We start from the raw sequence: 13,385 nt of genomic DNA on the forward strand, positions 1-13,385 counted from the left end.
GCCGGTTGCCGCCGCTCGCGCGCGCTCAGCCGACGCGGAAGGTGAGCGTCGCGTCGTCGTGCAGCGGCCGACCGTTCGCCGCGCGCGCCGAGAGCCGGTAGGTCAGCCGGTAGGTGCCCCGCCGCGTGAAGGCCCAGTTGCCGTGCGCGTGCGTGCCGACGGGGATCGTCGTCGCCTGCGGCAGCCGACTGCCGCTGTTGAACAGCACCGACGAGCTGCCGAACGACCCGGTCTGGAAGATCACGACCTTCCCGGGGCCGGAGACGCGGCGCAGCGTCCAGCGCACGCCGCCGCGCAGCTGCCCGCGCCCGATCGCCTCGGTGTTCCAGCCGGCCCAGACGACGCCGGCGCGCTGGACCTGCGGGATCATCCAGACGCGCGCGCCGCGCGGCCCGACGAACCCGAGGCCCGCCGGCAGCCGCACGGCCGCCTTCGGCACGACGCGGATCACGACGCTCGCCGGATCGCGCCAGACGACGCGGCCGGCGCGCGTGCCGTCCTTCACGACGCTGTGCAGCCTGCCGCCGGAGAGGCGCGCGGAGACGGCGTCGACATGTCCGCTGGAGATCGTCGTGCGGGCCTCGGCGACGGGAGCCGTGAGCAGCAGCGCCCCGGCGCAGAGCGACGCGGCGCGTCGGATCCGGCGGCTGGTCGGCGTCATCGGGGTCATCGCTGCTCCTTGGAGAAGAGGGTCGTCGGCATCGCGCGCTCATAGTAACGAGACTCGTTATCAATTTCTTCCTCGCAGGCCGGCCTCGCCGTCATGCGCAGCGCACACGCCGCAGGCCGCCCCACCTCCCCAAAGAAGCACCGAGGCGCGCCGCGACGCCGACCTCCGAGGTAATCGACGCCCTGCGCCCCGTTTCCTAGCGTGTCGCCTGTCATCGCAGCCCACCACGACAGGAGCCGGAGATGCCGACCTACGCCTTCGCCCATCTGCAGACCGTCGACTTCAACGCCGAGATCGTCGAGTACATCGAGCGGATCGACGCGACGCTCGAGCCCTTCGAGGGGCGCTTCCTGATCCACGGCGAGGCGCCGACCGTCGTCGACGGATCGTTCGAGGGGATGCTGGTCGCGATCGAGTTCCCCGACCGCGAGCGCGCGACCGCCTGGTACGAGTCCGACGCCTACCAGCAGATCCTGCCGCTGCGCACGCGCAACGCGACCGGCGGGGCGTTCATCGTCGACGGCGTCGCGCCCGGCTATCGCGCGGCGTCGTTCGTCGCCAGATCGAAGGCGTAGCCGGCGCCGCCGCCGTCAGGTCGACTGCCGCGCGAGCGCCTCGCCGATCGCGGCGGCGCCGCGCGGGTAGGCGCCGGGATCGGGCCCGGCGTAGCTGAGCCGGATGTACGCGCCGGCCGATTCGGCGGGGAACCATTCGGTGCCGGCGGCGATCAGCACGCCGGCGGCCTCGCAGTCGCGCACGAGCCGCTCGAGGTCGGTCACGTCGGGCAGGCGGATCCACAGGTTCAGGCCGCCGCGCGGGACGCGCTCGACGTGCGCCTCCGGGATCTGCTCGCGCACGCTCGCGACGAGCAGGTCGCGGCGGGCGCGCAGCTGCTCGCGGAGGCCGCGGAGGTGGGTGCGCCAGGCGGGCTGGGTGACGACGTCGAGCGCCGCGGCCTGGAGGACCGGGCTGACGTACATCGACTCGGCTCCGCGGTCGGCGAGGATGCGGTCCCGCGCGGGGCCGCGTGCGACGACGGCGGCGATCCGGAGCGCCGGCGAGACGCTCTTGGTCAGCGAGCGGATGTAGACGACGTGGCCGGCGTCGTCGCGCGCGGCGACCGGCTGCGCGACGGTGTCGATGCCGAAGTCGCGGGCCCAGTCGTCCTCGACGAGGAACGCCCCGCGCGACCGCACGACCTCCACGACCTGGCCGGCCAGCGCGCTCGACCACTGGGCGCCGGTCGGATTGGCGTAGTTCGGCTGCGCGTAGAAGACGCGCGCGCCGGTCTCGTCGAAGGCGCGCGCCAGCTCGTCCGGATCGGGACCGTCGGGGCCGCTCGGGACGGGGACGACCCGCACGCCGGTCTGCGCCGCGGCGAGGATCGCGCCCCAGTAGGTCGGCGACTCCAGCAGCAGCGGCCGACCGTCGGCGACCAGCGCGCGGAAGATCGAGCTCAGCCCGCTCTGGCTGCCGGGCAGCACGATCACGTCCCCGGCGGTCGGCGGGACGGCGCCGGCCGGCGGCATCGAGGCGCCCAGCTCGGTCGCGAACCACGACTGCAGCTCGGATAGGCCGGCGGCCGGCGCGCGCGTCAGCGCTGCCTCCCGGCGCGCGGCGCGCGCCAGCGCCGCGCGCACGAGGCGCTCCGGCAGCAGCTCGCGGTCGGGGTAGCCCGAATGGAGCGCGATCACGTCGTTGGGCGCGTCGCGCAGCGCGGTCGACAGCGCGGGGATGCGGCTCTGCGGCGAGCCCAGGGCCGCGGTCTGCCAGCCGTAGTCGACCGGTCGCGCGGTGCGGACGGCGCGCACGAAGGTCCCGACGCCGGGCCGGCTCTCGATCAGCCCCTGCGCGGCGAGGGCGCGCAGCGCCTTCTGCACCGTCACCGGGCTCGCGCCGTGCTCGGCGACCAGCGCGCGGGTCGACGGCAGCCGGGCGCCGGGAGCGGCCTGCGCGATCCACTCGGCCAGCCGCTCCGCGATCCGCGAACTGCTATCAATACTCATGTCAGGCAACAGTAGCGCTACTCAGCCAGCGCGGCCAGCGATCCACCACCACCGGCCAGGGACTCTGGTGGGGGCTGCTCGGCGTCGTCGCCTTCTCCTTCACCGTCCCGCTCACGCGCGTCGCCGTCGGCGGGCTGTCGCCGCTGTTCATCGGCTCCGCCCGCGCGGTCGTCGCGGCGGCGCTCGCCGTCGCGGCGCTCGCGCTGACGCGCCAGCGGCTGCCCCGCGGCAGCCAGTGGATCCGCCTGGCGGTCGTCGGCGCCGGCGTCGTGCTCGGCTTCCCGCTGCTGACCTCGTTCGCGCTCGAGACGGCGCCGGCCGGCCACAGCGCCGTCGTGATCGCGCTGCTGCCGGCCGCGACCGCCGTCATGGCCGTCGTCCGCTGCCGTGAGCGCCCGCCCGCGCCGTTCTGGGCCGCCGCCGCGGTCGGCGCGCTGGCGGCGGTCGCGTTCGCCTCCGTCGAGGGCGGCGGTCTGGGGCGGCTCCACTGGTCCGACGCGCTCCTGTTCGGCGCCGTCGTCGCCGCCGCGATCGGCTACGCGGAAGGCGGGCTGCTCGCCCGCGAGCTCGGCGCCTGGCAGACCGTGTCGTGGGCGCTCGTGGTCTGCGCGCCGCTGACGCTGGGGCTGGCCGCCGTCTCCGCGGCCGCGCAGCCGCCCGCCGCCGCGCCGGTCGAGTGGGCGGCCTTCGCCTACCTCGCCGTCGTGAGTGCGTACCTTGGCTTCTTCGCCTGGTACCGCGGCCTCGCGATCGGCCCGATCGCGCAGGTCGGCCAGGTGCAGCTCGTCCAGCCCGTGCTGAGCATCGTGTGGGCGGCGCTGGTGCTGCGCGAGCCGCTGACCTGGGCGACCGTCCTCGGCGGCCTCGCCGTCGTCGCCTGCGCGGGCGGCGCGGTGCGGGCGCGGCGAGGCGCGCCCGCCGCCGCTGCCCGCCCGCGCCCCCGCTACCGCCGCGCCCCGCTCTGAAGCGGCTCCGCCGCGGCTGTCTGCTCCGCGGCCGCCGCGCCGCCTCCGCGCGCGTTGCGGCGGTTCATCGCCCAGGCGAAGGCGCCGCCGGTGAACAGCATGAAGCAGCTGTAGACGGCGGCGGGGATCGTCGTCTCGGCGGCCAGCGACGCGCCGACGGCGATCGCGAGCGTCGAGTTGTGGACGCCGAGCTCGAGCGCGATCGCGGTCGACTGACGGTCGTCGAGGCGGGCCAGCTTGGCGACGGTGAAGCTGATCGCCATCGCCGCGACGTTGAGGCAGAGCGCGGCGGCGAAGACCGCGGTCGCACTCTCCAGCACGCGGTCGTGCTCGCTGGCGATCGCGCCGGCGACGACGAGCGCGAAGACCGCCAGCGAGCCGACCCGCACGCGCGGGTAGACGCGCGCCACCCACGCCGGGCGCAGCTGGCGCAGCGTCATGCCGATCGCGACGGGGACGATCGTGATCGCGAAGACGAGCGCGACGACGCCCGGCATGCTCACGTCGCCGAGGTCGCCGGCGCCGAAGTGGTCGGTCGAGAGCCCGAGGAACAGCGGCACCGTCACGACCGAGGCGACGCTGCTGATCGCCGTCATCGTCACCGACAGCGCCGTGTCGCCGCGCGACAGGTGCGTCAGCATGTTCGCCATCATCCCGCCGGGCGAGGCGCCCAGCAGCACGAGCCCGACCGCCTGCACGGGGTCGAGCGCGAACAGCTCGGCCATCGCGAACGCCAGCAGCGGCGACAGCAGCGACAGGTTGACCATCCCGATCGCGACGCCCCGCGGCGCGACCAGCACGCGGCGGAAGTCGGCCGGCGTCAGCGCCAGGCCGAGGCTGCACATGATCGCGGCGATCGCGAGCGGCAGCAGGATCTCCGCCAGCAGCGGCGAGTCCATGTCGCCCCCTCCTCAGGAGATCGCGCCGGCGCCCGAGGCCGCCCGCCGCGGGCTCACGCCGCCCCCTCGACGGCGACCGGCCTCGCGGCGGCTGCCGACCGCAGCTCGCGCACGAGCGCGAGCCCGGCGGCGCGGCCGGAGAAGACGCAGCCGCCGACGAACGTGCCCTCCAGCGCGTTGTAGCCGTGGACCCCGCCGCCGCCGAAGCCGGCCACCTCGCCGGCCGCGTACAGCCCCGGGAACGGCTCGCCGTCGGGGCGCAGCACCTGCGAGTCGAGGTTCGTCTCCAGCCCGCCGAGCGTCTTGCGGGTGCAGACGTTGAGGCGCACCGCGATCAGGGGGCCGTGCTCGGGGTCGAGCAGTCTGTGCGGCTTCGCGATCCGCGTCCGCTCCGGCCGGTACTTGCGCGCGTTGCGGATCGCCATCACCTGCGCGTCCTTGCCGTAGGCGTTGGCGATCTCGAGGTCGCGGGCGCGGATCTGCCGCTCGATCGCGGCGGCGTCGAGCGCCGGCTCGGGCACCAGCTCGTTCATCGCCGCGACCAGCTCCGGCAGCGCGTCGCGCACGAGGAAGTCGACGCCGTGGCGTCTGAACGCCGCGACCGGCGAGGGGGTCGAGGAGCTCAGCCGGCTGCGGGCCGTCTTGCGCAGGTCCTTGCCGGTGATGTCGGGGTTCTGCTCGGAGCCCGAGAGCGCGAACTCGCGCGCGATGATCGACTCGTTGAGGATGAACCACGAGTGGTCGTGGCCGGTCGAGAGGATCCGTCTCAGCGTGCCGAGCGCGTCGCAGCCCGGGAAGAACGGCGCCTCCAGCCGCTGCCCGAGCGCGTCGAACCACATCGACGACGGCCCCGCGATGATGCGGATCGCGTGGTGGGGCCAGACCGGGTTCCAGTTGCGCAGGCCCTCGGGGTAGTGCCACATCCGGTCGCGGTTGACGATGCTCGCCCCGGCCTCCTCGCTGATCCCGAGCATGCGGCCGTCGACGTGGGCGGGGACGCCGGCGATCATCTCGCGCGGCGGCTCGCCCATCCGCTCCCGCGGCCAGTTGCGGCGGATCAGGTCGAAGTCGTGGCCGAGCCCGCCGGAGCAGACGACGACCGCCTTCGCGCGCAGCTCGAACTCGCCGACGGCCGTGCGCGGCGAGGCGACGCCGCGCTCGAGCGCGTCGCACGGCTCCAGCACGCTCCCGCTCACGCCGACGACGGCGCCCTCTTCGACGATCAGCCGGTCGACCCGGTGGCGGAAGGCGAACCGCACGAGCCCGCGCTTCTCGGCCTCCTCGAGCGGCTCCTGGAAGACCCGCACCAGCTCCGGCCCGGTCCCCCACGTCAGGTGGAAGCGCGGCACCGAGTTGCCGTGGCCGCCCGCGACGCCGGCGCCGCGCTCGGCCCAGCCCGGCATCGGCAGGACGCGCAGGCCGAGGTCGCGCAGGTACCGTCGCTTCTCCGTCGCGGCGAATCTCACGTACGCCTCGGCCCACCTGCGCGGCCACCGATCCTCGCGCTCGCGGTCGAACTGCGCCGAGCCGAGCCAGTCGGCCAGCGCCAGCTCGTAGGAGTCCTCGATCCCGGCGCGGCGCTGCTCCGGGCTGTCGACGAAGAACAGCCCGGCGAGCGACCAGAACGCCTGCCCGCCAAGGTTGTTGCGGTTCTCCTGGTCGAGGACGAGGACGCTGCGCCCGCCCTTCACCAGCTCATGCGCGGCCACCAGCCCGGCCAGACCTGCGCCGACGACGATCACATCAGGGTCATGCATCGGGATCTGCCTCCGTGTAGCACTCGACGACGGCGAGGAACAGGGTCCGACGCCGCTGGTGCGCGAGCGGAGCGTCGGGTTCGACGAGACACTGCACGGCCGTGCCGTCGTGCACGGCGACGAGCGCGGCCGCGAACGCCTCGCGGTCGACGACCCGCCGCCCGACGTGACCGAGCGCCCGCTCGAGATAGGGCAGGACCAGCCCAGCGATCCTCGCCTCCCGCTCGGCCATCACCCCCCGCAGCCCGGGCGTGCGCAGCGCGTGCGCGGTGAACTCCGCCTCGATCCGATACCAGCGGTCGTCGACGGCGACGACCTCCAGGAAGCGGTCGATGCCGTCCTCCAGCGAGCGGATCGGGCGGTGCGCCGCCTCGTTGAGCGCCTCCCCCGCGGCCCTCAGCAGCGCCTCGGTCCGCTGCTCCCACATCGCCAGGAACAGCTCGTCGAGCGAGGCGAAGTTCGAGTAGAAGGCGCCGCGGGTGTAGCCGGCCCGCGTGCAGACGTCCTCGACGCTCGCGCGCCCGAACCCCTCCTCGGCGAACACCTCCAGCGCCGCGTCGAGCAGCCGCTGCCGTGTCTCCGCGCGCCGCTTCGTGACACGCGGCGGGCGGGCGATCGACGACTGCGGCTGACGCGCTTCGGTCACGATACAGAAACGTATCAGATACAGAACTGAATCGTGGAGCGTGAACCGCCGCCGCGAGGTGCGCCAGAACGACGAGACCCCCGCGTCGGCGGGGGTCTCGTGGGGCGAGTGCGGGCTTCGCGTCGACGCGCCGCGCCGCGGGTCAGCCGCAGGCGGCGACGGCCCGCGCTCAGCCGCGCACGCCGCTCGCCCGCAGCGCGGCGAGCTCGTCGTCGCGCAGGCCGCCGAGCTCGGCCAGCACGGCGTCGGTGTGCTCGCCGCGCCGCGGCGCCGGCCGCAGCGGGGCGGTGCCGCTGCTGAGTCGCAGCGGGCTCTTGACGTGGCCGACCGTGCCGAGCGTCGGATGCTCGATCGCGCCGACGACGCCGCGCGCCCTCGCCTGCTCGTCGCGCAGCGCGGCGGCGACGTCGTTGACCGGCCCGCACGGGACGCCGGCCGCCTCCAGCAGCTCGATCCACGCCGCGGTCGGCCGCTCCAGCAGCCGCCGCTCGATCGCCGCCACGAGCGGTTCGCGGTGCTCGCCGCGGGCGGCGAAGTCGGCGTAGCGCGGGTCGTCGAGCAGCTGCGGCAGGTCGAGCGCGCCGCAGAGGCGCCGGAAGAAGTGCTCCTTGGGGCAGGCGATCACGATCCAGCCGTCCCTGGTGCGGAAGTTCTGGAACGGCACGATCGAGGCGTGCGCGCCGCGCGCTCGCCGCGCCGTCGCGATCTCGCGCGACGCCGACCAGGTGCCGAGGTAGTTGAGCTGCGCGAGCGCGACCTCGAACAGCGACAGGTCGGCGTCGCAGCCGACGCCGTGCTCGCGCGCGTGCAGGATGCCGGCGAGCATCGCGATCGCGGCCGTCAGGCCGCCGCAGAAGTCGACGAGCGAGAGGCCGCTCTTGGTCGGCTCGTCGTCGGGCGCCCCGGTGATCGCCTGCCAGCCGGCGAGCCCCTGGATCGTGTGGTCGTAGGCGCCCTGCGCGCGGCGCGGCCCGGTCATCCCGAAGCCCGACAGCGAGCAGCAGACGATCCGCGGGTTGTGCGCCTTCAGCGCGTCGTAGGTCAGCCCGAGCGTCTCGGCGACGTCGCCGCGCAGGTTGCTGAAGACGGCGTCGGACTGCGCGACCAGGCGCGCGAAGGCCGCTCTCCCCCGCTCCGAGCGGAGGTCGAGCGAGACGCTGCGCTTGCCGCGGTTGAACGCCTCGAAGTAGAGCGAGTCCTCGCCGACCTGCGCCGGCGGGACGTAGCGGCCGACGTCGCCGCCGCTGCCGGGATCCTCGATCTTGATCACGTCGGCGCCGAGGTCGGCGAGCTGCAGCGTCGCCCACGGCCCCGCGCCGAACTGCTCGACGGCGAGCACCCGCACGCCGTCGAGCGCGAGTCCGCTCACCGCTCGCCCCCGTCCGCCGCGAGCCACTCGTCGCGCAGCAGGTGCTTCTGGATCTTGCCGACCGACGTGCGCGGCAGCGCCTCCGCGAGCGCGATCCTCGACGGGACGCGGAAGCGGGCGAGCCGCTGCGCGCACCAGTCGATCAGCTCCTGCGCCGCGGGCTGCGCGCCCTCCTCGCGCGGGACGACGACGGCGACGATCTGCTCGTCTCGCAGCGGGTCCGGGAGCCCGAAGACGGCGGCGTCGGCGACGCCCGGGTGGGCCCGCAGCACGTGCTCGACCTCGCTGGCGGCGACGTTCTCGCCGGCCCGCTTGATCATGTCCTTGCTGCGGTCGACGAAGGCGAGGAAGCCGTCCGGCTCGACGCGCACGACGTCGCCGGTGCGCAGCCAGCCGTCCTGGAGCGCCTCCGCCGTCGCCTGCTCGTCGTCGAGGTAGCCGCGCATCAGCGAGAGGCCGGGGATGCCGTGCACGTGCAGGTCGCCGACCTCGCCGACCGCCGCCGGCGCGCCGTCCTCGCGCACGACGCGGCAGGTGTAGCCGAGCGTCACGCGGCCGATCGCGTCCGGCCGCCGCACGTCGTCGAGCGGGTTCATCAGCGGCGGTCCGATCGTCTCGGTCATGCCGTACAGCTGCAGCAGCGGCGCCCCGACCGCCTCCTCCCACGCCGCCAGCTCCGCGCTCGTCAGGTTCTGCGCGAACAGGACCGCGCGCAGGCGGTGCTCGCGCCACCGCGGGTCGCGCGGCTGGGCGAGGATCATCCGGATCGGCGCCGCGAACAGGCTCGCGACCGTGGCGCGGTGGGCGACCGCCTGGCCGAGCACGCGGCTGGCGCTGAAGCGCGAGACGAGCACGAGCGTCGCACGCGAGACCAGCGCGCCCATCGTCGTGTAGAACTGCGCGTTCGCGTGGAAGAGCGGCAGGACCGTGAGGATCCGGTCGGCCGGCGACAGCCGCAGGTTGCGCGCGACGACCTCGCCCGCGTAGACGTAGTTGGCGTGCGTGATCCGCACGCCCTTCGGCCGCGACGTCGTGCCCGACGTGTAGAGCAGGCCGAGGTCGCGGTCTGGCGCGGCGGCCGCGCCCGCGCGCAGCGGCGAGCCGGCGTCGAGCGGGGGCGGGTCGAGCAGCCCGTCGCGCTCGCGCACCACGATCTCCGGCGCGCGCGCGAGCGCCGCCGCGGCCTCGCGCACGGCCGCCTCGCCGTCGGCCTCGGTGACCGACGCGACCGCGCCGCTGTGCTCCAGCGCGAAGCTCAGCTCGGCGGGGCTGGCGAGCGTGTTGGTCGGCACGATCGCCGCGCCGAGCGCCGCGCAGCCGAACCAGGTGAAGAGGAACTCGGGCCGGTTGCCCATGTGCAGGTGGACGCGGTCGCCGCGGCCGACGCCGCGCGCCGCCAGCAACTGCGCGACGCCGAGCGAGCGCTCGAGCACCTCCTCCCAGGTGAACGCGCGCACGCCGGCGCCGATCTCGTCGAAGACGAGCAGCTCGCGCCGCGGATGCTGCGCCGCGCCGGCGGCGAGCACGTCGAGCACGGTGCGGTCGGCGACCGCCGACAGCCGCCGCTCGGCCGGCGCGCTCACCGCGGCAGCCCCAGGATCGCCACCGCCCGCGCCCAGCCGGCGCTGGCGCCGGCCACCTTCACGGGGAAGCAGGCGACCGTGAACCCGCGGGCCGGCAGCCGCGCCAGGTTGGCCAGCTTCTCGATCTGGAAGTACTCGCGGTCCTTCCCGACGCGATGGGCCTCCCACAGCAGCGCCGGGTCGCGCTCCGCGGCGAACGCCTCCTTGATGCTGGGGAAGTCGCGGTCGAAGCCGACCGCGTCGGTGCCGATCGTGCGCACGCCCTGGTCGACGATCCAGCGCGTCGCCTCCGCGCTCAGCCCCGGGTAGCGGTTCCAGTAGTCGGCCGTGCCGAAGCTCTTGTCGCCGTCGTAGCGCAGCAGCACGATCTCGCCCTCCGCCAGCGGCGCGCCGGTCGCCTCGACCGCCTCCCGGATGGCGTCGACGCCGACGCGCTCGCCCGGCCCGAAGCGCGTCAGGTCGAGCACGACGCCGTCGCCGAAGAAGGCGTCGAGCGGCAGCTCGTCGATCGTGCGCGCGCGTCTGCCGGCGGTCGTCGGGAAGTAGTGCCAGGGCGCGTCGACGTGCGTGCCGGCGTGGGTCGACAGCTCGACCCGCTCGGTCGCCCACCCCTTCCCGTCGGGCAGGTCGGCGACGTCGCAGCCGAACGTCCTCGTGACCCGCTCGACCGACTGCTCGTGGTCCTGGTAGGTCACGCGCGCGGCCAGCGCGACCGCGAGGTCGCCGGCCATCTCGCCCTCGACGGGCGGCTGGATCGGGACGCTCAGGTCGACGAACTGCAGCTTGCTCATGCTCTCCTCGTCTGTCGCACTGTCTCGCGGTCGCCGACGCGCGGCCACGTCTCCTCCGGCCCGCGAGCTCACACGATGCGCTCACGCTATTCCCGCCGCCGACGGCCTTCCTCGTCTCGGCGAGCCGAATAGCGGCCGCGACGCTCGGCTTCCGCGGACCGGGTCACGGCGCCGAGCCGCCGCTAGGGTCGGGCGCTCCAGACCAGGCACAGCAAGGAGGAGACACCTGTGCGACTCGTGACCTACGAGCTGCCGACCCCGCTTGGACGGGTCCGCCGCAGCGGCGCGCTGTCCGACGCCGACGACGCCGTGATCGACCTGGCGCTGGCGCGCACCGCGCTGCTCGCGCGCCGCGGCCTGCCGCACGCCGCCGCGCTCGCCGCCGTCGAGACGCCGGTCGACATGCTCGCGCTGCTGGGCACCGGCGAGCACGGGATCGAGGCCGCGCGCGAGGCGGTCGAGGCGGCGGTCGCCGAGGGCGTCGAGCAGCTCGGCGACGGCGCGGTCGTGCGCCACGCGCCCGGCAGCGTGCGCCTGCTGGCGCCGGTCCCGCGGCCCAACAGCCTGCGCGACTTCCTCGTCGTCGAGGAGCACGTGCGCAGAGCCCGCAGAGGCCGTGAGATCCCGCCCGAGTGGTTCGAGATGCCCGTCCACTACAAGGGCAACGTCGACGCCGTCTACGGCCCCGAGGACCTCGTGCCGTGGCCGGCCTACACCGACAGGCTCGACTACGAGCTGGAGGTCTGCGCCGTCGTCGGGAAGGCCGGCCGGCGGATCGCGGCCGCCGACGCGCCGACCCACATCGTCGGGTACACGATCTACAACGACTGGAGCGCCCGCGACATCCAGCGGCGCGAGATGACGGTCGGCCTCGGGCCGGCGATGGGCAAGGACTTCGCGACCTCGCTCGGGCCGTGCCTCGTCACCGCCGACGCCTTCGACCGCGACGCCGCGCGGATGACGGCGCGGGTCGACGGCGAGACGTGGTCGAGCGGCGGGCTGGGCACGATGCGCTTCAGCTTCGAGGAGATCATCGAGTGGGTCTCCCAGGAGCAGACGCTCCTGCCCGGCGACCACCTCGGCAGCGGCACGGTCGGCGGCGGCTGCGGCCTGGAGCTCGACCGCTGGATCGCCGAGGGCTCGGTCGTCGAGCTGGAGGTCGACGGCATCGGGGTCCTGCGCAACCGCGTCGGACGCAGAGGCGCAGGCCCCGAGCCGGCGGCGGGCCTCTAGTAGACGCCCGCGAGGTTCGCCGCGCGCATGCGGTCGGTCGCCTCGGCGAGGTCGGGCTGCACCGGCGGGTACCAGCCGCCGCGCGCCTCGACCGCGTCGGCGACCCGGCCGCCGGCCTCGTCGATCAGGCGGTTGGCGCGCTGCAGGTCGTAGCCGACCAGTCTGCCGTCCTGCTTGACGACTCTGCCGCCGACCATGATCGTCGTGAGGTCGGCGACGCCGCCGTGCAGGACGATCGTCGAGACCGGGTCGATCACCGGGCGCAGGTGGGGCTGGTCGGCGTCGAAGACGAGCACGTCGGCGGCCTTGCCGACCTCGAGCGAGCCGCAGACGTCGCCGAGGCCCATCCCGCGAGCGCTGCCGAGCGTCGCCATGTGCAGCACGTCGGCGACCGTCACGTTGAGCTTGTCGACGCCCTTCAGGCCCTCGGTCGTGAGGATCGGCCACTGCTCGCGGATGCGCTCGCTCTGCAGCACCAGCCGCATGCCGACGAACGGGTCGGGGCCGTTGTTGCACTGCGTGTCGGCGCCGATGCCGGTCGTCACGCCGGCCGCGTCGGCGCGGCCGCAGATCGTGAAGCCGAGGCCCATGCCGAGCTCGGTGTCGGGCGTGCCGGAGACGGCGCCGCCCGATCTGGCCAGCAGCTGCAGCTCGTGGTCGCTGCACGTGTTCGCGTGCGAATGGAGCTGGTTGGCGTGGAGCATCCCGTGCTCGTGCCAGATCTCGACCTCGCGCAGCTCCTCGCCGGCGGGGCGCCAGCGGCAGTTGGTGTGCGGGTGCAGCAGCACGTCGAGCTCGCGCGCCAGCGCGAACTCGGCCTTCGTCTGGGCGAACGGGACGACGCCCATCTCGGCGGGCGCGATGCCGAGGCGGACGAGGTCGTCCTGCGCCGAGAACTCGCGCTCGCGCACGCGGTGGAGGTCGGCGACGCGCGCCTCGAAGTCGAGCAGCGGCCCCTCCTCGACCGGCGGCGAGTACATGCCGTAGCACCAGACGCCGCGGATCCCCAGCTCGCGGAAGGCGCGCAGACCCTCGTCGGCGTGCTCGGGGGTGACGATGCAGTGGCAGAAGTCGATCGTGCAGGTGACGCCCGAGGTCAGCAGCCCGTAGCCGGCCGACAGCACGCCGGCGTAGACGTCCTCGGGCGTGTGGACCGTCGCGTGGTTGCGGCGGATGCACCAGAAGTAGTCGTTCAGGTTCCAGTCGGCGCAGACGGCGCGCATCGTCGCCTGCCACAGGTGGTGGTGGGCGTCGACGAAGCCCGGCAGCACCCACTTGCCGGCGGCGTCGATCACGCGCGCGTCGGCGACCTGGAGATCCGGCTGCAGCGCGGCGATCCTGCCCTCCTCGACCAGCACGTCGGCGCGCTCCATGCGCTTGTCGCGCGGATCGCCGACGAGCACGAGCCCGCCGCGGATCAGCGTTCGCTCCGATGACATCTCTCCACCTCCGAAGTCAGGATTTGC

The 13,385-nt window shown here is 74.5% G+C and carries 12 protein-coding genes; 3 read left to right on the plus strand and 9 right to left on the minus strand.

The features are described 5' to 3' along the window. Positions 1 to 25: 25 nt before the first annotated feature. Positions 26 to 670 carry a choice-of-anchor M domain-containing protein gene (locus BDZ31_RS12125; protein ID WP_183342355.1) on the minus strand — a complete coding sequence of 215 codons (645 nt, stop codon included), beginning with the start codon at positions 668 to 670 and terminating at the stop codon, positions 26 to 28. 242 nt (positions 671 to 912) lie between these two features. Between BDZ31_RS12125 and BDZ31_RS12130 the strand changes: the two genes are divergently transcribed. Beyond that, positions 913 to 1,245 (plus strand): DUF1330 domain-containing protein, encoded by a 333-nt coding sequence (locus BDZ31_RS12130; RefSeq protein WP_183342357.1) that lies wholly within the window; start codon positions 913 to 915, stop codon positions 1,243 to 1,245. A gap of 15 nt (positions 1,246 to 1,260) precedes the next feature. On the opposite strand, the gene BDZ31_RS12135 is transcribed toward BDZ31_RS12130, so the two are convergent. After that, positions 1,261 to 2,676 carry an aminotransferase-like domain-containing protein gene (locus BDZ31_RS12135; protein ID WP_183342359.1) on the minus strand — a complete coding sequence of 472 codons (1,416 nt, stop codon included), beginning with the start codon at positions 2,674 to 2,676 and terminating at the stop codon, positions 1,261 to 1,263. A 74-nt stretch (positions 2,677 to 2,750) separates the two neighbouring features. Here BDZ31_RS12135 and BDZ31_RS25980 point away from each other — a divergent pair, with 74 nt between their 5' ends. Beyond that, on the plus strand, positions 2,751 to 3,641 hold the full coding sequence (locus tag BDZ31_RS25980) for a DMT family transporter (RefSeq protein WP_183342483.1): 891 nt from the start codon (positions 2,751 to 2,753) through the stop codon (positions 3,639 to 3,641). On the opposite strand, the gene BDZ31_RS12145 is transcribed toward BDZ31_RS25980, so the two are convergent. The 6 genes from BDZ31_RS12145 to BDZ31_RS12170 all read right to left on the minus strand — a co-directional run bounded on the left by BDZ31_RS12145 (position 3,620) and on the right by BDZ31_RS12170 (position 10,686). After that, positions 3,620 to 4,540 (minus strand): bile acid:sodium symporter family protein, encoded by a 921-nt coding sequence (locus tag BDZ31_RS12145; protein WP_183342361.1) that lies wholly within the window; start codon positions 4,538 to 4,540, stop codon positions 3,620 to 3,622. The two genes, BDZ31_RS25980 and BDZ31_RS12145, sit on opposite strands and share 22 nt — an antisense overlap. A gap of 53 nt (positions 4,541 to 4,593) precedes the next feature. After that, a complete protein-coding gene (locus tag BDZ31_RS12150; RefSeq protein ID WP_183342363.1) occupies positions 4,594 to 6,297 on the minus strand; it encodes an FAD-binding dehydrogenase in 1,704 nt (567 codons plus the stop codon). Continuing rightward, entirely contained in the window at positions 6,290 to 6,943 is a 654-nt protein-coding gene (locus tag BDZ31_RS12155; protein ID WP_221243001.1) for a TetR family transcriptional regulator, read from the minus strand. The genes BDZ31_RS12150 and BDZ31_RS12155 overlap by 8 nt, the downstream gene beginning before the upstream one ends. Before the next feature lie 169 nt (positions 6,944 to 7,112). Then, complete coding sequence (locus tag BDZ31_RS12160; protein ID WP_183342365.1) at positions 7,113 to 8,312, minus strand: CoA transferase; 1,200 nt, start codon at positions 8,310 to 8,312, stop codon at positions 7,113 to 7,115. Beyond that, positions 8,309 to 9,895: an AMP-binding protein gene (locus tag BDZ31_RS12165; protein ID WP_183342367.1), complete on the minus strand. Its 1,587-nt coding sequence runs from the start codon at positions 9,893 to 9,895 to the stop codon at positions 8,309 to 8,311. The genes BDZ31_RS12160 and BDZ31_RS12165 overlap by 4 nt, the downstream gene beginning before the upstream one ends. Then, positions 9,892 to 10,686, minus strand: a complete 795-nt coding sequence (locus tag BDZ31_RS12170; RefSeq protein WP_183342369.1) for a cyclase family protein — start codon at positions 10,684 to 10,686, stop codon at positions 9,892 to 9,894. Before BDZ31_RS12170 ends, BDZ31_RS12165 begins: the two co-directional genes overlap by 4 nt. A 228-nt stretch (positions 10,687 to 10,914) precedes the next feature. On the opposite strand from BDZ31_RS12170, the gene BDZ31_RS12175 reads away from it, so the two are divergent. After that, a complete protein-coding gene (locus BDZ31_RS12175; protein WP_183342371.1) occupies positions 10,915 to 11,919 on the plus strand; it encodes a fumarylacetoacetate hydrolase family protein in 1,005 nt (334 codons plus the stop codon). On the opposite strand, the gene BDZ31_RS12180 is transcribed toward BDZ31_RS12175, so the two are convergent. Beyond that, on the minus strand, positions 11,916 to 13,358 hold the full coding sequence (locus BDZ31_RS12180; protein ID WP_183342372.1) for an amidohydrolase family protein: 1,443 nt from the start codon (positions 13,356 to 13,358) through the stop codon (positions 11,916 to 11,918). The two genes, BDZ31_RS12175 and BDZ31_RS12180, sit on opposite strands and share 4 nt — an antisense overlap. Between the last annotated feature and the right edge of the window lie 27 nt (positions 13,359 to 13,385).

Source organism: Conexibacter arvalis, assembly GCF_014199525.1.
Classification (GTDB): Bacteria; Actinomycetota; Thermoleophilia; order Solirubrobacterales; family Solirubrobacteraceae; genus Conexibacter; species Conexibacter arvalis.

What these genes read in the sequence shown, in the direction of transcription:
- BDZ31_RS12125 (WP_183342355.1), bottom strand. Translation starts at nt 670, where the DNA reads ATGACCCCGATGACGCCGACCAGCCGCCGGATCCGACGCGCCGCGTCG.
- BDZ31_RS12130 (WP_183342357.1), top strand. Translation starts at nt 913, where the DNA reads ATGCCGACCTACGCCTTCGCCCATCTGCAGACCGTCGACTTCAACGCC.
- BDZ31_RS12135 (WP_183342359.1), bottom strand. Translation starts at nt 2,676, where the DNA reads ATGAGTATTGATAGCAGTTCGCGGATCGCGGAGCGGCTGGCCGAGTGG.
- BDZ31_RS12145 (WP_183342361.1), bottom strand. Translation starts at nt 4,540, where the DNA reads ATGGACTCGCCGCTGCTGGCGGAGATCCTGCTGCCGCTCGCGATCGCC.
- BDZ31_RS12150 (WP_183342363.1), bottom strand. Translation starts at nt 6,297, where the DNA reads ATGCATGACCCTGATGTGATCGTCGTCGGCGCAGGTCTGGCCGGGCTG.
- BDZ31_RS12170 (WP_183342369.1), bottom strand. Translation starts at nt 10,686, where the DNA reads ATGAGCAAGCTGCAGTTCGTCGACCTGAGCGTCCCGATCCAGCCGCCC.
- BDZ31_RS12180 (WP_183342372.1), bottom strand. Translation starts at nt 13,358, where the DNA reads ATGTCATCGGAGCGAACGCTGATCCGCGGCGGGCTCGTGCTCGTCGGC.